Source organism: Bartonella alsatica (assembly GCF_013388295.1).
Classification (GTDB): Bacteria; Pseudomonadota; Alphaproteobacteria; order Rhizobiales; family Rhizobiaceae; genus Bartonella; species Bartonella alsatica.
Window position 1 is genome coordinate 949827 of the sequence record NZ_CP058235.1, and the last position, 20049, is coordinate 969875.

Here is a 20049-nt window from a genome sequence, read left to right on the forward strand (position 1 = left end):
TCGCTACGCTGCACCTTAGCTATCATAGGAGGAGCAAAATGAAAGCTATTATGTCCTGTAACAGCAAAGAAAAGCCTTAAGTGCTAAATAATGTAACGACTTCGCACTTTATGAAAAAAAAAAATGGCTTTTTAGAGGCAATTCGATAAATTTAAAAATAATTTTTGAACTAATAAAAAAACATAAGAGTAAATTATTTTTTTAGCTGAAATCGAGAAATGGAATTTTCATGGATACAAAAGATCATCTTTTTTTGGTTGACGGGTCGGGTTATATTTTTCGTGCTTATTATGCTTTACCACCTTTAAAGCGAAAAAAGGATGGTCTTCCTGTAGGAGCTGTAGCCGGTTTTTGCAATATGTTATGGAAATTACTTTGTAATGCCCGTAATACAGCTGCTGGTGTTGTTCCAACTCATTTTGCGGTCATTTTTGATTATTCTTCTGATACATTTCGTAAACAAATTTATCCTCAATATAAGGCTAATCGAGAAGCTCCTCCTGAAGATCTTATTCCTCAATTCGAGTTAATACGGCAGGCAACAAGGGCTTTTAATTTGCCTTGTATTGAAAAAGAAGGATTTGAGGCAGATGATTTAATTGCTACCTATGCACAATTAGCATCACAGAATGGAATAAAAACAACGATCATTTCTTCTGATAAAGATTTAATGCAACTGGTGAGTGCACACGTATCTTTGTATGATGGAATGAAAGATAAGCATATTGGAGTTTCTGAGGTCATAGAAAAATGGGGTGTGGAACCTGAAAAAATGGTTGACTTGCAAGCTTTGACTGGAGATCCAACAGATAATGTTCCAGGTATTCCTGGCATTGGCCCGAAAATTGCGGCCCAATTATTAAATCAATTTGGTACTCTTGATCTTTTATTGCAACATGTGACAGAAATTAAGCAAACAAAAAGACGTGAAAATATTCAAAATTATGCTGAACAAGCAAAAATTTCTCGGGAATTAGTTAAACTTAAAACGGATGTACCTATAGATAATGATTTAGAAAGTTTTGTTTTGGAACCACAAGATGGTCCGCGTTTAATCGCTTTTCTGAAGGCTATGGAATTTACAACACTCACGCGTCGCGTAGCAGAAGCAACAGCATGTGATGCAACAGTTGTTGATGCATTTGATATAAATATTGATTGGACAAATACTGATAATGGGTTCGATCTCAATGTGCAAAAAGATGATACATCACTATCACATAATTTTTCTGAAAATTCTCCACAGATTTTAGCGCAAAAACGTAAAGATCAAGCTCTCACACAAAAAATTACAAGAGAGGCTTATGAAACTATTCTGGATGAAGAAATTTTGCGAGAATGGTTGTCAGAGGCAGAAGAACAAGGTTATTTCGCTTTTGATACTGAAACAACTTCTCTTGATCCTATGCAAGCAAAGCTTGTTGGTTTTTCATTAGCATTACAACCTGGTAAAGCAGCTTATATACCACTTGAACATGTTGAAGGAGTGGATGATCTTTGGGGAGGTGGACGTATTGCTGAACAAATTGAGTCCCAAAAAGCTTTGGCACTTTTAAAGCCGATATTAGAAAATCAAGCGGTTTTAAAAATTGGTCAAAATATAAAATATGATTGGTTGGTGATGAAGCAACAGGGTCTTATGATACGCTCTTTTGATGATACAATGCTTTTATCATATGCTTTAGATGCTGGAGTTTTAACACATAATTTAGACGCTTTATCTGAACGCTGGCTTGGACATAAACCAATTGCTTACAAGGATTTAACGCATAATGGAAAAAAGATTTCTTCTTTTGCGCAAGTAGATTTGAAGCAGGCAACCTTTTATGCAGCAGAGGATGCCGATATAACGCTTCGTTTGTGGCAAATTTTAAAACCACAGCTTGTTGCCCAAGGAATGACAAAAATTTACGAGCGCATTGATCGACCTCTGATAAAAGTTCTTGCAAAAATGGAAGAACGTGGAATTCTTGTCGATAGGCAGATTTTATTACGACTTTCAGAAGAATTAGAACAGGCTGCTTTTATTCTAGAGGAAGAGATTTATCAGCTAGCTGGTGAAAAATTTAATATTGCTTCGCCAAAGCAATTAGGAGATATACTCTTTGGTAAAATGGGGCTGTCTAGAGGAGCTAAGACAAAAGGTGGACAATGGTCAACTTCTGCTCAGACTTTAGAAGAATTGGCGGCTGAAGGTCATCTTTTACCACGTAAAGTTATTGATTGGCGTCAATTGGTAAAACTAAAATCAACCTATGCAGATGCTTTACCTTCTTATATTTTACCTAAAACAGGGCGTGTTCATACGAATTATTCTTTAGCAATAACATCAACAGGGCGTTTATCCTCATCAGAACCCAATTTACAGAATATACCAGTACGGACTGCTGAAGGGCGTAAAATCCGAAAAGCTTTTATTGCTTCGGAAGGGCATATGCTCTTATCAGCTGATTATAGTCAAATTGAATTGCGTATTCTTGCACATATTGCTGATATTGCTGCATTAAAGGAAGCTTTTGCACAAGGTCAAGATATTCATGCGATAACCGCGTCACAAATGTTTGGGGGTTCTATAAAAGAAATGCCATCAGATATACGAAGACGTGCAAAGGCAATTAATTTTGGCATTATTTATGGTATTTCAGCTTTTGGATTAGCAAATCAGTTGGGACTTTCGCGGCAAGAAGCAGGCCGTTATATTCAACTTTATTTTGAAAGATTTCCAGGAATTAGAGATTATATGGAAACAACTAAAATATTCGCACGTCAGCATGGTTATGTACAAACTATTTTTGGTCGTCGTATTCATTACCCTGAAATAAAAGCTTCTAATCCGCAAATTCGTGCTTTTAACGAAAGAGCTGCTATTAATGCATCGATTCAAGGATCAGCGGCAGATATTATTCGTCGTGCTATGATTCAGATGGAAAATGCTTTAGAAAAAGAAAAATTATCAGCAAAAATGTTACTGCAAGTGCATGATGAATTGATTTTTGAAGTACCAAACGCTGAATGTGATAAGACCATAACTCTTGTTAAAAAGATTATGGAAAATGCTACGATGCCTGTATTATCTTTATCTGTACCGCTTGAAGTAAAAGTAGTGGTTGCTCAAAATTGGGATGAAGCACATTAGTTTTCTTCACTTATTTTTTTAAGGGTGATCATTGCATTAGCAAGACTAAGACGTGCTTTAATTGGTAAATGATCTGAAGCAATACGCGCAAGAGGTGAAAAATGGTTTTCAACATTTATTACTAATTGATGGGGAAAAGCAAAAATTCTATCAAGAGCTAAAAAGGGAAAGCAAGAAGGAAAACTTGGCACAATCCCAAGTGCGCTATCGAAATAGGAAGAAAAAAGATTTAAAGACGATCTTTTACCTATCCTCCATTCATTGAGATCACCAATCAGAACTGTGGGCATAAGAGGGCGTTTTTGCAGAAGAGTAAGAAGCGTTTTTACTTGTTTATTACGAGAGTGGCGCAATAGTCCAAAATGAGCAGCAATAATACGAATTTTACCTATTTTCATCTCTAATTCTACAATCACAGCACCACGAGGTTCAATGCCAGGCAAAGTAACTTGTAAGATATCACATATACATCCCTGACGCATAAAAAGAGCGTTTCCATGCCAACCATGCCCATTTGGTGACATAGTGTTTAGGGGTATGGGCAACAAACCTGTTTTAGCTTTTAAGAACTGGAGATCAATCAAGCCAGTGCGTTCGCCAAAACGTTTATCTGCTTCTTGAAGAGCAAGAATATCAGCTTGTAGTTCAGTAATAACATGGACTATACGTGTAGGGTTGAAAACTTTATCAACACCTACACATTTATGGATATTATAAGAAGCAACGACAAGATCATAATGATGATTATCTTTGATTGTGGTTGATTGATAACCAGAACGATTACAAATAGCGTTTAATAGAGAAGTATGGAGTTTTTGCTGGATAAATGTAGTTGGCCAGAAAAATTTTCTTTTATAAGGCTTTTTTATCATTTGAATATGAATATTGAGATTTAATAGGTGAACACTTAATTAAAAATTAAAAGAACCTTGCTTCTTTTAAGAAACAAGGTTCTTTAAATTAAACAATAACTGCTGTCGTAATTAATCCCGATTCGAACCAAGAAATTGCAGCAGAAAAACAAACATATTGATAAAATCAAGATAAAGATTTAATGCACCCATAATAATTTTACGACCTCGGGTGTCATCCCGATCTCCTTCATAATACATTAATTTTATATTTTGCGTATCGTAAGCTGTTAAGCCAGCAAAAATAAAAACGCCAATTACAGAGATAGCAAATTGCAAAGCACTGGATCCAAGAAAGATATTAACAATCATGGCAAGCATCAAACCCACCAAACCGATAAAAAAGAATGAACCCATCGCTGTGAGATCACGTTTCGTTGTATAACCATAAAGTGAAAGAGCACCAAAAGCTGCAGCGGTAATAACAAATGTTTGCACGACACTTTCTGGTGTATAACGCAAAATGATTGAGGATAGGGAGAGACCAACAAGAGTAGCATAACCAAAAAAGAGGCTACGAGCTGCACTTGTACTTAATGTGTTTATTTTAAAACTAAGAAATAGCACAGCCACAAGCGGTGCGAACATAACAATATATGATAATGGTGACGTATAAAATGTCACTCCGAATGATGTTAAATAGACACTGCTATTGATTTGAGCGGCTGCTTGGCTCATATCCGTTGTTGTAGCCAATGAGGCGATCGCATAAGCGGCAGCGGCTGTAATAAGCAAACCAATGGCCATTGTATTATAGACGCCCAGCATATAGCTGCGCAATCCTTGATCGATTGATGCATCCGCATGAGAAACAGACGCCGAACGTAAATTTTTGAAATCAGCCATAATATAAAGTCCTTTAGCATATGTTCCGTTAGATGTCGGGGCTTAGAAAGAATTAACAACACAAAAAAACCACGCCACTTTAGCGGAATTCCAGCATACCTTCTCTTATTATGGAGATTTATTTGAAAATTACAAGAGACTTTTGTTAAAGGAAAGCTTACAAATTGGTAATAAAATAGTTGATATTGATCAAGGATATTTGATCTTCTTAGTAAATTTTACAAGGTTTGATAGTTTTTTTACAGTAATTAGAATAAAGTCGTTTTATTTGGATAAATTAGGAAAAAATTGTTTATTTTAGTTCTATTTAGTTGACGTGCAAAAACGAAAATTTATCTTTTTTACCTACCTTGTATTTTACTGAGTGATACCAGCAATTTGATAATTATTTTGGTATTAAGTGTGGCTAATTTTAGAACTAAGATTCCAGCTCTTGAGAATAATAAGATTATAAATCGATAACTTATTGGATCTATAAAAGAATCTTCAATAGTTTTTATGTATATTCTATAGTTGAGAAGATTTTTAATACATTCATAAAAAAGTAAAGTATACTAACTTGAAATTTAGAATACGATATTAAGCATAATATGGTATAATTATTTTCCGTCTATTTGGCAATGAGCGCGACTTTTTAGATTTTTATCAATTTTTTTAAATCAACAGGTTTATTAACAATACTACATAATTTAGAAAAAAGTTCGTAGCATTTGTGTATGTCAGAAAGACTTGAAAAAATGTTCAAATTCATAATTAGGAACAACTTTTGCTCTTGTTTTATTAATAGTTATGGCAACACATTCATAAATTTTCATGGAAACTTTTGTAGTAGAGATGCTCTTTTCTAGAAAATAAAAAATACTCTCCTTTGTGTTGCAGTATATATGAGATTGCAGTTTGTAAATGGGTGCATCAATAAGAAAAATTGATATATTTAAGAAAGAGACCAAACCACCAAAGTTCTGCAATATTAGCATTGATAGCAATGATTGAATTATACCAACTTTCTTGTTTGGCAAATAGCTAGAGCAAGAAGAACATCAAGAAAAGATACGTGATTAAAAGCTAGAATGGGAATTTTCTTGCTTTGGGAAAGTTTTCTAGGCTTTTAATTTTTAAACAAAAAAATATACAAAAAAGAATAAAAATAAAATTGTGGAAAGGATTAGTAAGCAAAATATTTTAGCATAGCAGGTGCAGCTATTAACGATGCAATGCCGAAAATAAAATTATCATATCATGTGAAGAGCTAAAATGTTGAATAAACGTAACAATATTTTCTCTTAGAAGCATAATGTCAGCATTGAGAAATATACTAGTAGCAATGAACTTGCTCGCTAGTCATGTTTAGCTCAGATTTGCAGTGCTACAAATCTAGGAACAACAAGAAAGGTTTTTGAAATTGTTGCTAAAGAAAAATAAAAAATGATGTGCAACAATTGCAGATGAGAAAAGAAATCAAAGAACCTTTTAGCTTTTAATTCAGGATGAAGGCTGTTTAGAACAACACTTAAATCGATATAAGAAAGACCATAAAAAAAGTTCTTATAACAGAATTCAACTTTACTGAAAGTCAAGCTACAGTTGAAGAATTAACAATACCAGAAATGACAAAAATATTAAGAGTTTCCTGAGAAAGGCAATTAAGAGAAGCAGTTCGTAGAGGAATATTAATGAAAATGTAGCTGTTATAAACAAAAACCAAGAAATTATGTTGCTTGCAATCAGTAAAAATTTTTCTTAAGTGTAATATTTGAGAACAAATGTTGTGGCTCGTATAAAACTGCAGTCAAAAATAATATTCAATTGTACAGGGGTATTATCTAACATAAAGCAGCTTGTAGTTTATGAAAACACAACTAAGGTAATTATTATGATGAGTGCTAGAATAGTTTGTAATTTGTTTTGAGAATCGAAACTAACTCTAGCCCATAATATTCCTAATAAAATAACGTTAAAGCCTATTATTTCTATTCATACGTTGGTACGTTACAAAATGAGATTTTTCTGTAGGAACGAGTTTTATAGATCCTAAAAGTGCTGAGGAAAAACTGAAAAGAAATAAGTATACCATAAGAAAAGTGTAAAGAATAAAAGGAGAGATATGCAGTTGCTAAAACAATGAAAGGAGCAAAAAAATCAATTAAGTTCGCAACTTTTGCTTTACTAAAACAATCAACCAATAGTCCCTTTGTTATAGAAAATGAAAGATAAGAATAAGCTAAAAAAGCTAGCTTGATATTCTAAAGCGTCACCCATAACAATGAAAAAAACAAAGTATCTTTGACAAAATTGTCATTAAAAGCAAGAAATGGCTTTAAAATAAAGGTTCAAGCACATGAACTTAACAAAAAAACGATTGTATGCACATAAAGGGTAGCGCAAAAATCGAATTCTTTTTTTCTTGTCATTTATATTTTATGTAAAAAAGTCATTATCTTCCGGGAGAAAAGAATAATACTAATGTAATTTTTTCGATTTCAAGTTAATGAAAACGCTATGCTCTCTATAATGATGAGTGGATATAAATAAGTGAAAAAAAGCAAAAAACACTATTAGTAGATTACATTTTTCTACATATATTCATGATCACATTTTTAAACGCATGGGGTACGTAGTTTGAGTATGACATAGCCAACTAATAGAGATATGATAATTTCTAATGTGCATTTTGCGAAAGAGCGCTTGTTAACTAATGTCAATGAAGTAATTAATTTACGTAAATGACAGACCGAAAAGAAAACGTATCATAATACCAAACCTAGCTGCTCAATCCATTATAATTCCATTGCGATAATTGAAATAGAGAAATATAAATCTCAAAGATAATGGCTTTAAAAAGCAAGACGATTCAATATTTTCTCAACCGAAGTTTATGATTAAAAAACATAAAATACCACCAATTTCGTTTATTGAGTTATGAAAAGTAGATTACTTGCGAAAGTAAACAGGCTTTTAGTCACAAGAAATCTTATTGGAAAGACGTTTTCTTTTTATCCAGATCCGAAATTCGTCAACAAGAATTGCAATAGTACCAAGTGTAATAAAGGTATCAGCAAGATTGAAGACAGCAAAAGAAAAAATATCATCAATATGAAATAATATATAATCGATAACATAGTGAAAACGAATACGATCAATAAGATTACCTATTGCTCCACCAATAATAAAAATAAGACCAAGACGCGATAAGAATTTTTTATACTCAGTATTTTTCCATAACCATAAAAGAAAAACAATGATGATTAATGTGAGAGCAATCAGCCCATAATGGGAAAAAGAAGAAAGAAACGAAAATGCAATACCAGAATTATGCACATGATAAAGGTAAAAAAAAGGAAAGATTGGAATAATTGTACCTAGAGGCATGTTCTGTATAATCCAATATTTGATCACTTGATCGAGTCCTATAGTGATAGCTAAACCAAAAAGAAAAAAAGACAGAGATTTATGTATCATATTTAAGTCTCGCATGATTCAAGAGTTAAATGAGAACGACGAATTTCGTAAAGCATGATAGCGGTGGCTACCGCCAGATTAAGCGAATCAGCCCGCCCACTTTGGGGAATACGCACAAGTCGATCACAACGATTTGCAAGGATATCTGATAAACCTTGTTGTTCATTTCCCATGAGAAGTATAATAGGACCATTTTTGAAATCAACTTTACGGTAATCAACATTTCCTTTGAGATGTGTACCAACAATCATGCCCTTAAAGCTCTTAGACCAACTCAAAAACGCATTTTCATCGATACAGTAAAGTGGTACGGAAAAAATAGACCCCATCGTTGCACGAACTGTTTCAGGTGAAAAAGGATCTGTTGTTTCACCGATTAAGATAACGCCTTTAGCACCTACAGCGTCAACAGTACGAATAATTGTACCAAGATTTCCAGGATCGCGGACTCGATCAAGCGCGACATAGACATCTTCAACCTGTCCTTTGATCATTTCAATTGGTTGCCATTTTTGTTTGAAGATACCAATAATTGTTTGTGGATTATCGCGACGGGTAATAGATTCCAACACCTTTTGTGAGGCTTTAATGACAAAACCACCATTGGCTACAGTGCGTGCAGCGGTTTTTTCGATAGCAGCATTACCAATTTTGCTTTTGGAAAAAATAAGTGTTTGTATTGTCCATCCAAGATTGAAAGCATCAATCACTAATTTTAATCCTTCTGCTATGAACAGCCCTTCTCGATTACGGTTTTTCTTCTGGCTGAGTGCTCGAAGGCCTTTGATAATAGGGTTGCTAAGGGAGGTAATTTCTTTAACTTTACCGATTTTTGGTATACACATATTCAGGCAATCCAACGGCTAAAAAGAGAAGTAGAAAGGGCCCGGCCGGCAGCTTCTTCACGCAAGATTAATTCTCCTGATTCGACAGTACCACCAAGATTTATCAATTCATCGCACATTAAAGTATGAAGTGCATAGAAGGAAGCACGAATAGAATAAGTAGTAAGTATGATCGCAAGAGGTGTATCAGAGAGAAGTTTACGACAGTTTGTAATCATAGCCGGTAAATGATCAAACAGTTGCCAAATTTCGCCATGAGGACCACGCCCATAGGCAGGAGGATCAAGAAGAATTATATCATAGTTTTTTTTACGACGCAGTTCTCGTTCGACAAATTTTATGGCATCATCGCAGATCCAGCGAATAGAGCGATCTGATAGTCCTGCTCTTTCTTGATTAGCTTTTGCCCAAACAATAGTTTTTTTGGATGCATCAACATGTGTGACATTTGCACCTGCACGTGCACCAATCAGAGAGGCAACACCTGTGTAACCAAAAAGATTAAGCATCTTGATGGGACGTTTAGCCTTGACAATTTGTTCTTCCATAAAGCGCCAATGGGCATCTTGTTCAGGGAAAACACCCACATGACGAAAGGAAGTAAAACGACCTAGAAAAGATAGTCCGTTCCAAGAAAGTGGCCAAGTCTCACAAAGTGGTTTTTTAGGAAAATGCCAACGACCAACACCTTCTTCATCTCGGTTACCTGTGAAAATAGCATCAACATTAGTCCATTGTTTTTGTGGTAAAGCAGGTTTCCATAGTGCTTGACCTTCTGGTCGAATAATACGGTAAGCTCCATAACGCTCTAATTTTTGCCCATTACCAGAGTCAATAAGAGCATAATCCGCACTTGTACCTGTTTCTAAAATAAGAGGCAAGTTTTCCTGCGGATATTTATTGTTTTGGTAAGATTGAAAATATTGTGCAAGCATATTGGATATCACGATATAGGTATTTTAAAAAGTTTATATTACAGAATTCTTAGACTTTTTGTAGGAATGCAAAAGGTAAGAGCCAATTCAGGCTTATCGAAAACAAGAAAAGAAGCACTTTTTTCTGTATTGAACACGACAAGAAAAGAATCCACTAAAATTTATATCATATCTGTGATTGATCTTTTTAATTTTTCGAATTCAGCGTTGCTTTTTTTCAGGGCCTTTTTGCATTTATAATATGCAAGCCAATTGATTAAGCCTCCTAATAAAATACCAAGACTGAAAAAAAGAAAGAGCCATACAAAAAAGGGAGCATGGTAAGTAAAACTTTCCGAGTTAGTTTGAAAAAGATCAAGCGTTAATGTAACCATTTGACGATTGGCTACGATAAAAGCAACCAAAAGCACTGTAGGAATCATTAAAACAATTGCAAAAATAATACGTTTTATTGTCATAAATTTTTTCATTGATTGAGTCGATCACGCAAATCCTTGCCAGTTTTGAAAAAAGGAATCCATTTTTCTTCCACTGCAACGGCTTCACCTGTTCGGGGATTACGCCCGTTACGGGCTGAACGGCTTTTGACAGAAAAAGCTCCAAATCCGCGAAGTTCAACACGGTTGCCATTTTCGAGTGCTATTGAGATTTCCTCAAAAATAGCGTTCACAATATTTTCTACATCACGTTGAAAAAGATGTGGGTTTTGACGGGCAATAATCTGTACAAGCTCTGATTTAACCAAAATAGCCTCACTTTCACACCAAAAAGGTTTTCTATAATTGTGCATTTCATGCATGAGCACTACAATATAATGAATAAAAACAAAATAAAACCAAGAAAAAATAAATTGCAAGAAACAAAATTTGAAAAAACCTCTTATAAAGGTTATACAGGTTGAAAAACACGGAATATTTAAGAGATTAGGATAGTATGTCCGTACACAATCATTATCAAGCTTTTTCAGCACAATCATCTTTAGGTGATGTTTTTAAAAAAGCATCTCGTTATTCGCGTTGCATTAACATATTAAAATTTTTTTTACTTCTCTTAGCATTGGTTGCAGCACTCATTTTTTGCCGGTTTACATTTTTTTTACCTCCTGTTTCTTCTGAGCTTGTAACTTTGAATAATGAAGAGGAGGGGATAACAAAATTAACAATGCTCCATCTTCAATTAGAAGGTTATACGCGCGCTCATGAACCTTATTGGCTTAAAGCAGAAAAAGCATTTCAAGATCGGATACGTGTTGGAACAATTGGATTGCAAAATATTACAGCTGAAGCACTTGTGGACAAAAAGAGACGGCTTTTTCTTAGTGCGCAAGGAGGATTTTACGATAATATGCATGGTTGTTTGCAGTTGGATAAGCCATTCACTATTACAACAAATGACGGAATGATTGCACAATTTATAGCAGCAAATATTAATTTATCTGAGGGACAATTAAACACAGATCAACGTGTCAATATTCAGCGTGCAGGTCTGCATCTTGCGGCAAATGCTTTGCAAATTCGAGAAAAAGGACAAAGTATATACTTTCATGGCGGTGTACATTTGATGATTGACAAGCAATAAAATCATATTAAGACGAATCTAAATGATCTTTATGAAAGAGGAATATGTGTTTTTGTGAACAAAAAAATAGTGAGAATTGATGAGATAAAGCTGAGGAAATTATACAAAAAATGGATAGGTATGCCCTTTGCTTTGAGCGTGGTAATGTTAGGGTTTAAAACAGTTGTAGGATATGCTGAAGTAGCCTATTTTGGAATTAATTTAACAAATAACAAAGAACCCGTAGAACTTTATGCAGATTCTTTAGAAATACGTGATAAAGAAGGAATAGCGCTCTTTAGTGGTGATGTTTCTGTAGTTCAAGGTGAACGTTTTCTGAGAACGGAAAAATTAGTTATTTACTACGATCAAACGTATGAAGTTGCTGATAAAACTCAAGAGGATAGAGAGACTTCATCATCTGCCTGGTTTGGTTCAACGGGTATTAAGAAGATGGAAGCTTTAGGAAAGGTTTATATAAAAGTTGCTACGCAGATCGCTACAGGTGATAAAGGCATTTTTGATGGAAAGACAAAAATAATAAGCTTGACAGGAGATAATGTTGTATTAACCGATGGGGATAATGTTGCAACAGGGTGCAAACTAACGGCAGATATGAAAAGCGGAAAAACTTTTCTAGAAGGTTGTGAGAGGTCTGAGAAAAAAGGCCGTGTTTCTATTATTTTTAAACAAAGTCAAAAGAATGGCCATTAAGGTTTCATGTTTGGAATAAAAAGAAAAAAACAGACAGATAGACATAACCTAAATAGTGAAGCTTTAAGAAAGCCTTTAAAGGGGACTTTAACTGCCAATAATTTGATTAAAGTTTATCGTGGAAGACAGGCAGTGAAGGGTGTTTCTTTTGGCATTCGTACTGGAGAAGCTGTTGGCATTTTAGGTCCTAATGGTGCGGGGAAAACGACTTGCTTTTACATGGTTACGGGACTCATTAAGTCTGATGGAGGATCCATTAAAATTGATGAATTTGATATCACTCATCTTCCGATGTATCGACGCGCTCGTTTAGGTATTGGTTATCTTCCGCAGGAAGCCTCTATTTTTCGTGGTCTTTCAGTAGAAAATAACATTAAAGCTGTTTTAGAAATCGTTGAAAAAGATCATCTTAAACGACGTGAAGAATTAGATAGCCTTTTACATGAATTTAAAATTGATCATTTACGTAAAATGCCTGCTCTTTCTTTATCTGGAGGAGAACGTCGGCGACTTGAAATTGCACGTGCTTTAGCTTCTCGCCCCAATTTTATGTTACTTGATGAACCATTTGCAGGAATTGATCCTATCGCCATTTTTGATATTCAGCAGCTCATTCGTTATTTAACTCAACGTGGAATTGGTGTTTTAATAACTGATCACAATGTGCGTGAAACATTAGGACTTGTCGATCGTGCATATATCATTCACGCCGGACAAGTATTAGTCCACGGCTGTCCTAACGATGTTATCAACAATATTGATGTGCGCAGAATTTATTTGGGAAATCAGTTTTCTCTCTGATTTTACAAATTTTATGTGTTTTCGTTTACGCTTAAATAAATTAATATGAAAACATAAGTAGTCTTTCTTACACATTCATGAAATAAAACATATTCCACAGGGGTAGATAAGACTGTGATTTTTCATAAGTTATTATGTGGTATGTATTTTCATTGTATAAGAAAACATTGTTGCTTCGTTTTAGAAACTATGACGATGTTATTAAAAACTTCAAATAAGTTGAAAGACCCAGTTGTTTAGAAGAAAGAGAGGATAGGTATTTTTTAGTTGGATTATGCATAAGATTTTTTCAGATGATTGTGTTTATAGTGTTATTGCTAAAAAGTACCTTAATTTACGCTAAGACTTTATCTTAAATTTTTTTAAATGGTAGAAAAAGGCTTTATCAAAATGGGGTGATATCATTGTTTTATATGTTTAGTTTGCTTTTGATGGTATCATGGAAAAGATATCGCTAGATTAACCTTATAATGAATGGTAAACGAGGCTCTAAGTCAATACACGTGTTGTTAGAAGGTATATAGATATTAACTTCTTTTCGAATCAAACAACATATAGATGAAGCTAGTTAGGATATTTTGATGGTAGCAGCATATAGTTTTCAAATAAGCTTTATAGTATTTGGGGAGGCCTATTTAAGGCGGGTGTACAACTGTAGGTATCAGATCAAATCTGTAAATCTCTTAAAATAATCGTTGAATAACTTAAAGCTTTTAGATTGTTGTAGTCTCACAAAGCTCAAGCTGTTCAGTAATTATCAAAGTAAAATGTTATTTTTAAAAGCTAGTTCTTAAAAGAAAGAAGAAGATCTGGTGAAGAATTTTACACTAACTGTTGTGATTAAGGAAATTCATAGATGATAGCTTTTGCTAGTATTGTAGAAAACTTAATTTTATGAACAACGCTGTTTTCTTTGTTTTTTCATGCTGTTAATTAGGAGCTGAATTACTATTTATTGTTACACTGGGAGTAATATAAGATAAATTGAACCATAATCCGCTATAAATTGAAAAGTAAAATCACATGTGATGATGCAAAAAAGTTAAAGAACTTTAAGGAACGCCGTTTACAAATTTATAGGTGAGTATTTGAACGTGTAAAAGGAAAATTAAAGTATGAATTTGAGTGAGTTAATTGCACCGGAAGCAATTATTCCGGCTCTTAAGGCGAATTCGAAGAAACAAGTTCTGCAGATTTTAGCCGAAAAAGCTGCTAAGCTGACAAATCTTAGTGAACGTGTGATTTTTGATATTGTTTTACAACGTGAAAAATTGGGTTCAACGGGATTGGGTGGTGGTATTGCAATTCCTCATGGAAAACTACCGGAGATTAATAGAATCATTGGTATATTTGCACGTCTTGAAAACCCGGTTGATTTTGAAGCTCTTGATGATGAGCCTATTGATCTTGTTTTTCTCCTTTTGGCGCCTGAAAATGCAGGTGTAGACCACTTGAAAGCTTTATCACAAATTGCGCGTGTTTTACGTCATACTGATGTTGTTCAAAAATTGCGCAACACCCATGATGCTAATGCGCTTTATGCTTTATTGATTGAGAATTCAGAGTCGAATGCAGCTTAAAAATAGTGTGGGGATATTACGGGATGGTGGACTGCAGAGCAGGTTAAAAAATTACATAATTATACATAAAAATACTAAGAATCATGAATGGTATCATGTGATTTAAAAAAACCTCTCTGTAAGGGAATCATCGTTTCTAAAGAACAGGAAACAAAAAACATCGAACTTTTGTTATTTTCACCTATAAATCTTATTATGCTCTTAGACATTCTTTATTTGGTGGCATCCGTAAATTTATTTCTTTTCGTAAATCAGTATAGTTTAAATATTTTTTATAATATTGATATTTAGGTTTCAAAAATGGATAAGAGATATTCTATCTTTTGTTTAAAGAGCAGCTTTGTTCTATAGAGTTATACTAAAAAATAATTTTGTAGGGTAAGTATGAAAATTATAAATTTTAGGTTAAGCGAAAAATTTTTATGCGTGTACAAGCTTGTCAATCACGATTTAATTAAAAGGGTGTATATAAAGGATAAAGTAGGGAGGTAGGTGCGATTGTGGAAAAGTTCGATATTTTTATTTATCAATTACATTAAAACAAGATGACAAATTTGCTTAATCAATTCCTCAGAAGGTTTTTGTGAAGGAGGAAGAAGATTATCGAATACTTAAAATAATATGGTTAAGCTAGTATAGATTACTGGATCACTTCAGAAACTGACAATAAAAATAGTAAAGCATACGGCAGAAGTAAATGGTAGGAAAGGAAGCAAAATTACGTACGGTGGTTAATACAGGAGTTATATGTTTTAGAGTTTTAAGTTCGTGTAAAGCGGTCTTTAAATGGTATTGAAGTATAAACTACTGTAGTTGATAAAATAAATATGTGTTTTGCAATTTTTATGAGTGCGAACAGATGGGTATGTTAAGTTTATGAATAATATTCGAAAACTGTCAAATTTTAGAGTGCTTCTTTATAGGATGCATTTCCAAGATTTGATAACGAATTGTTTGCGGTAAAAGAGCGTAGTTTATTTCTTAATAGGGTGATGGTATATTCATGCTTTATTTTACATTTTAATTGCTTAAAAAAATAGATTTTTATACGAGAAACAAACTTAGTTGCATAAAATCAAAATATTTTTTTAATCTGGTTATTAAGTAAAAAATTCATATTTTTGTAACAACTAGAAGGTTACAATTAAGGGTAAAGAACTGGTTTAATTAACATGCGAATGTTTCCGTTTACTAAAAGGATTGGAACAATTACACTAAAGCATCAACGAGTTTTTATTGGGATTTTTCAATGAAGAGAATCTTGTTAGATATTAAATGAAGTGAGCTAAATGAAGATGTTTGAAAAGACTGTGATTGCTGCATCTGTAGCAGTTTTTGTTATTGTCGGAGCAGTATGTGCACAAGCGCCAAGCCGTTTGAATCAATTTGAAGCCTGGGGGGCTTATTCTTATAAATCGCCAAGAAATACAATTTGCTATGTGTTGTCGGTACCTTTAGAGGCACTTCCAACGACAGTTAATCATGGTGATAATTTCTTTTTGGTTACCAAGCGTTCTCATTCACCTGTCTCGTTTGAACCGCAATTTATGGCAGGTTATACACTTAAAGAAGGCTCAAAAGTTACTGTGACCATTGGAAATAAGGATTTTGATTTTTTCACGAAAGATTCATCGGCTTGGTTAGCCTCATCAGAGTTAGAAAAGCAGCTTGTTTCTGCTATGCGTTCTGGAATAAATATGACAGTGAAAGCTATATCAAAACGGGGAACTTATACCACCTATACTTATTCCTTAAAAGGAATTACCGCTGCATTAGATGTGATCCAGAAATGCCATTAAAGCCTTTGTAACTCTACACTATGATATAAATTGGAAAACAATGGCTATTTCATATGATTATAAACGAGTTGGTTCATGTCTAGCACAGGAAACGAATAATATTGTCGTGAAAGAGAGATTCAAGCTGCCTTTAATTGGCTTATCTCAAGATGAAATGATACAAGCTTTAAAAGAAGTTGGTGTACCAGGGTATCAGACGCGTATGCGTGTACGTCAGCTCTGGCATTGGCTTTATGTGCGGGGAGTTTCAAATTTTGATGAAATGCGAAATATTTCTAAACCAATGCAAGAAATGCTTAAAAGTCATTTTTCCATTGCTCGTCCGGAAATTATTGGAGAACAAATATCAAAAGATGGCACGCGTAAATGGCTTTTACGTTTTCCAGCACGTGGGGCTGGAAGACCTGTGGAAATTGAAACGGTTTATATACCTGAAGAAGGGCGTGGTACGTTATGTCTTTCATCGCAGGTTGGGTGTACATTAACTTGTTCTTTTTGTCATACGGGAACGCAAGTACTTGTTCGTAATCTAACAGCAGAGGAGATTTTAGCACAATTATTGATTGCGCGTGATTGTCTCGGTGATTTTCCTGATAGGAATACTCCGGATGGAGCAATTGTTCCCGTTGAAGGGCGCAAAATCACCAATATCGTTATGATGGGAATGGGAGAGCCACTTTATAATTTTGATGCAGTCAAAAAAGCTTTATTAATTGCTTCTGATGGAAATGGGCTTTCTTTATCAAAACGTCGAATTACGCTTTCAACCAGTGGGGTAGTTCCTGAAATTATTCGGGCAGGAGAAGAAATTGGCGTTATGTTAGCAATTTCACTCCATGCAGTGCATGATACGCTTCGGAATGTACTTGTTCCAATAAATAAAAAATATCCACTTGCTCTATTAATGGATGCTTGCCGTAATTATCCTGGTCTTTCCAATGCAAAACGAATTACATTTGAATATGTCATGCTGAAAGATATAAATGATAGTTTGGATGATGCTAAGCAATTGGTACAGTTACTGAAAAATATTCCAGCTAAGATCAACTTAATCCCTTTTAATCCATGGCCGGGGAGTAATTATCAATGTTCTGATTGGGAACAAATTGAGCGTTTTGCTGACGTGATTAATCAAGCAGGTTATGCTTCCCCTATTCGGATACCGCGCGGGCGGGATATTTTAGCTGCATGTGGACAGCTTAAATCAGTTTCAGAGCGTTTACGTAAATCTGAACGTTTGCAATTTGAAGACACAGTAAGTGGTCAATGAACTCAATTTTCGGCTATGAGAAGATGAAGAGCAAAGCTGGTAAAAGTACCAGCAATAAGCCAGTCAAGAAAGCGCATATAAAGGGAATTTTGTTTGAGACTTTTGAAAAATTTATGGGCCATAAAAACTGTAGAAATTGTAATGGGCAAAGAAATAGGAATATAAGAAAGCCCTAGGATGAGTAATTTTTGTGTTACCATAGGATCATTAGCATTGATAAATTGTGGTAAAAAAGTAACATTGAAAAGAATAATTTTGGGATTTAAAAGATTAATTCCAATACCAGCAAGATAGTTATGTTTAGAACTTTTATGTTGAGATGATACCGGTTCAACAGAAAATTTTGAGTGTCTATATAATGCTTGTATGGCGAACCATAAAAGGTAAAAAGCGCCAGCTATTTTAAGAAGAACAAAAGCGTGCGGTGAAGCAAAAATAAGAGCTGATAAGCCAAGTGCTACAGCAGTAACTTGAATAACAAAACCTGTTGCACTTCCGAGGGCACACATAATCCCAGCTTTTTTGCCTTGTGTAATAGTTCGTCCTACAGAAAGCATCATATCAGGTCCTGGAATAAGTGCTAAAATTAACGATGCTACAGAAAATTGTATTAAAATAGGCCATTCAGGGAAAAATGACATGTAAACCTCTTTATTGTTGTGTAAAGATATTCAAATAATTTACAGCTCTTATAAAAAACGCTTCTTTACACTTTCTCGTATTTTTTGGGGTATCTTTTAAATGTTGTTCAAAAGGAATTTATTTTTACTTTTTGCATAGTTTTTGAGCTCTAAATTCAAAGAAAATAAACACAGTAAAATTTTAAAATGAAAAAATGGCAAAATGTTAAGTGAGATACATCAACTATTTTAAAATGGTTATGAAATGAAATAGTTTTGAAATTGTAACCTTTACAGCAGATTTAAGCCAAAGAAAAAATTAGAAACGGCGTTTTGTAAGCTGAAATATTGAGCATTAAAGAAATTTATATTGAAGATCTATGTGAGAAGCTTATGTGTGATTTTGTCTTTCTGATATTTCGAGCGAATACAGTTTATGAAGGCGGGTATCTTTTAGGGATGTCAATTGATCATTAATTTATTGCAAATTTTTGATTCAAATTGCTAAAGAAATGGAAGTCAGGTGCAATTGCTTACAAAGCAATGGTGAAAGGTAATGATCAAGTACGCTTTGAGCTTTCTGTTTATGCACTTAATCCTGATATAAAAAATTACTCTATGGCGTAATTGATCTTTTAAAAGTTGAAGGGATTTGATTAACTTTGCACATGCACATCAAATTCCTGTGGAGAAGGATAAGCAAAGCGAAGTGCTTTTGGGAGTTGATCTAAATTTATTGTACTCGTTATCAGAAGGAAAAATTTCGAAAGATTCGACTATTTCTGTTTCTGAATATGTGCATATGCATACTCTTATTCTTCGAAGGTTACTCCAGATCAGGCGACCAGAATCACTACTGACTTTAAAAAGGCAATGTCATATTGACTAATGAAAAAAGTTTATTTCCTGCGAATTTGATTTCTGAATTGAATGGGTATAGATGCGACAATAATATCGGCCGATTAGGGTTGATAGAAAACTGTTATGTAGATATAAAATCGCGTGGTATTTATAAGACACCAGTAGGAACTATTCTTTTGACTGCGCACTATGCAGTGAAATTTAAAGAAAAAAATCGCTTTATTCTCATAACTTGGCACTTTTTGAAAATGATCAAGGTGCTTATGATAACAAAATGCAGCTGGATTTATTAACTTAAATACCTTGCACTTGCGTACATTGGCAGTTGGTTCAAAAGAATTTTAAATAAACAATCCTATAAAATAACCCTTGCAGTATAATAAGAAGGTATTTTCATATAAAACATTTAATTCTGTCATTTTTCTAGATTATTGATGTTGATGAATAGGTTATTTGTCCAATTTTTAATTCACTATTAGAAGATTTTTTTCTTGCTGATAAGTGTAGTAAGAAGAACCTAGAGTAATGACAATTAAAACAGCAATAATCAAAATGAGTAAATTACATTCATAAACTTATATTTCATTGATGTAAAATAGCATACGGTAGGAAGAATAAGGCAAATGCTGATTATGGAAGAGTATGTTAAGAATTTTGCACCTTTTTACTTACTTGTATTGACGAATAAATCCAAGAACCATAGACCATGTTTTAA

General features: G+C 34.0%; 15 protein-coding genes and 1 pseudogene. 8 read left to right on the plus strand and 8 right to left on the minus strand.

Features of this window, described 5'->3' with window-relative positions:
- The first annotated feature begins 229 nt into the window (after positions 1-229).
- Complete coding sequence (gene polA / locus HWV54_RS03985; RefSeq protein WP_005866498.1) at positions 230-3136, plus strand: DNA polymerase I; 2907 nt, start codon at positions 230-232, stop codon at positions 3134-3136.
- On the opposite strand, the gene HWV54_RS03990 is transcribed toward polA, so the two are convergent.
- From HWV54_RS03990 to HWV54_RS04020, 7 genes are all read right to left on the minus strand, one after another.
- Positions 3133-4008 (minus strand): endonuclease/exonuclease/phosphatase family protein, encoded by an 876-nt coding sequence (locus HWV54_RS03990; protein ID WP_005866497.1) that lies wholly within the window; start codon positions 4006-4008, stop codon positions 3133-3135. The two genes, polA and HWV54_RS03990, sit on opposite strands and share 4 nt — an antisense overlap.
- A 111-nt stretch (positions 4009-4119) precedes the next feature.
- Positions 4120-4893, minus strand: coding sequence for a Bax inhibitor-1/YccA family protein (locus HWV54_RS03995; RefSeq protein WP_005866496.1), 774 nt, complete (start codon positions 4891-4893; stop codon positions 4120-4122).
- A 2955-nt stretch (positions 4894-7848) separates the two neighbouring features.
- Positions 7849-8352, minus strand: coding sequence for a signal peptidase II (lspA, locus tag HWV54_RS04000; protein ID WP_005866495.1), 504 nt, complete (start codon positions 8350-8352; stop codon positions 7849-7851).
- 2 nt (positions 8353-8354) lie between these two features.
- Positions 8355-9197: a TrmH family RNA methyltransferase gene (locus HWV54_RS04005; protein WP_005866494.1), complete on the minus strand. Its 843-nt coding sequence runs from the start codon at positions 9195-9197 to the stop codon at positions 8355-8357.
- Between the two features lie 2 nt (positions 9198-9199).
- Positions 9200-10132: a class I SAM-dependent methyltransferase gene (locus HWV54_RS04010; RefSeq protein WP_005866493.1), complete on the minus strand. Its 933-nt coding sequence runs from the start codon at positions 10130-10132 to the stop codon at positions 9200-9202.
- Between the two features lie 161 nt (positions 10133-10293).
- The gene (locus tag HWV54_RS04015) at positions 10294-10590 is read right to left on the minus strand and encodes a lipopolysaccharide assembly protein LapA domain-containing protein (RefSeq protein WP_040296472.1); all 297 of its coding nucleotides are present in this window, start codon (positions 10588-10590) and stop codon (positions 10294-10296) included.
- Positions 10591-10598: 8 nt separating this feature from the next.
- On the minus strand, positions 10599-10877 hold the full coding sequence (locus tag HWV54_RS04020) for an integration host factor subunit beta (protein WP_040296471.1): 279 nt from the start codon (positions 10875-10877) through the stop codon (positions 10599-10601).
- 188 nt (positions 10878-11065) lie between these two features.
- On the opposite strand from HWV54_RS04020, the gene HWV54_RS04025 reads away from it, so the two are divergent.
- From HWV54_RS04025 to rlmN, 6 genes are all read left to right on the plus strand, one after another.
- Positions 11066-11710, plus strand: coding sequence for a hypothetical protein (locus HWV54_RS04025; RefSeq protein ID WP_005866490.1), 645 nt, complete (start codon positions 11066-11068; stop codon positions 11708-11710).
- Between the two features lie 120 nt (positions 11711-11830).
- Positions 11831-12403, plus strand: coding sequence for an LptA/OstA family protein (locus tag HWV54_RS04030; RefSeq protein WP_005866489.1), 573 nt, complete (start codon positions 11831-11833; stop codon positions 12401-12403).
- A 6-nt stretch (positions 12404-12409) separates the two neighbouring features.
- Entirely contained in the window at positions 12410-13204 is a 795-nt protein-coding gene (gene lptB / locus HWV54_RS04035; RefSeq protein ID WP_005866488.1) for an LPS export ABC transporter ATP-binding protein, read from the plus strand.
- Between the two features lie 1115 nt (positions 13205-14319).
- On the plus strand, positions 14320-14784 hold the full coding sequence (ptsN, locus tag HWV54_RS04040) for a PTS IIA-like nitrogen regulatory protein PtsN (protein ID WP_005866487.1): 465 nt from the start codon (positions 14320-14322) through the stop codon (positions 14782-14784).
- Positions 14785-16079: 1295 nt separating this feature from the next.
- Positions 16080-16583 (plus strand): invasion associated locus B family protein, encoded by a 504-nt coding sequence (locus HWV54_RS04045; protein ID WP_005866485.1) that lies wholly within the window; start codon positions 16080-16082, stop codon positions 16581-16583.
- 40 nt (positions 16584-16623) lie between these two features.
- Positions 16624-17853, plus strand: a complete 1230-nt coding sequence (rlmN, locus tag HWV54_RS04050) for a dual-specificity RNA methyltransferase RlmN (RefSeq protein ID WP_005866484.1) — start codon at positions 16624-16626, stop codon at positions 17851-17853.
- Positions 17854-17855: 2 nt separating this feature from the next.
- Here the strand turns inward: rlmN and HWV54_RS04055 are convergent, their stop codons facing one another.
- A complete protein-coding gene (locus tag HWV54_RS04055; RefSeq protein ID WP_005866483.1) occupies positions 17856-18494 on the minus strand; it encodes a LysE family translocator in 639 nt (212 codons plus the stop codon).
- 225 nt (positions 18495-18719) lie between these two features.
- Here HWV54_RS04055 and HWV54_RS04060 point away from each other — a divergent pair.
- Positions 18720-19679: pseudogene (locus HWV54_RS04060) on the plus strand (argininosuccinate synthase domain-containing protein).
- Positions 19680-20049: the final 370 nt, after the last annotated feature.

Excerpts from the sequence above, each read along its gene's own strand:
- HWV54_RS04005 (WP_005866494.1), bottom strand. The coding sequence starts at position 9,197 with ATGTGTATACCAAAAATCGGTAAAGTTAAAGAAATTACCTCCCTTAGC.
- lspA (WP_005866495.1), bottom strand. The coding sequence starts at position 8,352 with ATGATACATAAATCTCTGTCTTTTTTTCTTTTTGGTTTAGCTATCACT.
- HWV54_RS04055 (WP_005866483.1), bottom strand. The coding sequence starts at position 18,494 with ATGTCATTTTTCCCTGAATGGCCTATTTTAATACAATTTTCTGTAGCA.
- HWV54_RS04030 (WP_005866489.1), top strand. The coding sequence starts at position 11,831 with ATGCCCTTTGCTTTGAGCGTGGTAATGTTAGGGTTTAAAACAGTTGTA.
- rlmN (WP_005866484.1), top strand. The coding sequence starts at position 16,624 with ATGGCTATTTCATATGATTATAAACGAGTTGGTTCATGTCTAGCACAG.
- HWV54_RS03990 (WP_005866497.1), bottom strand. The coding sequence starts at position 4,008 with ATGATAAAAAAGCCTTATAAAAGAAAATTTTTCTGGCCAACTACATTT.
- HWV54_RS04015 (WP_040296472.1), bottom strand. The coding sequence starts at position 10,590 with ATGACAATAAAACGTATTATTTTTGCAATTGTTTTAATGATTCCTACA.
- HWV54_RS04010 (WP_005866493.1), bottom strand. The coding sequence starts at position 10,132 with ATGCTTGCACAATATTTTCAATCTTACCAAAACAATAAATATCCGCAG.
- ptsN (WP_005866487.1), top strand. The coding sequence starts at position 14,320 with ATGAATTTGAGTGAGTTAATTGCACCGGAAGCAATTATTCCGGCTCTT.
- HWV54_RS04045 (WP_005866485.1), top strand. The coding sequence starts at position 16,080 with ATGTTTGAAAAGACTGTGATTGCTGCATCTGTAGCAGTTTTTGTTATT.
- HWV54_RS03995 (WP_005866496.1), bottom strand. The coding sequence starts at position 4,893 with ATGGCTGATTTCAAAAATTTACGTTCGGCGTCTGTTTCTCATGCGGAT.
- lptB (WP_005866488.1), top strand. The coding sequence starts at position 12,410 with ATGTTTGGAATAAAAAGAAAAAAACAGACAGATAGACATAACCTAAAT.
- polA (WP_005866498.1), top strand. The coding sequence starts at position 230 with ATGGATACAAAAGATCATCTTTTTTTGGTTGACGGGTCGGGTTATATT.
- HWV54_RS04025 (WP_005866490.1), top strand. The coding sequence starts at position 11,066 with ATGTCCGTACACAATCATTATCAAGCTTTTTCAGCACAATCATCTTTA.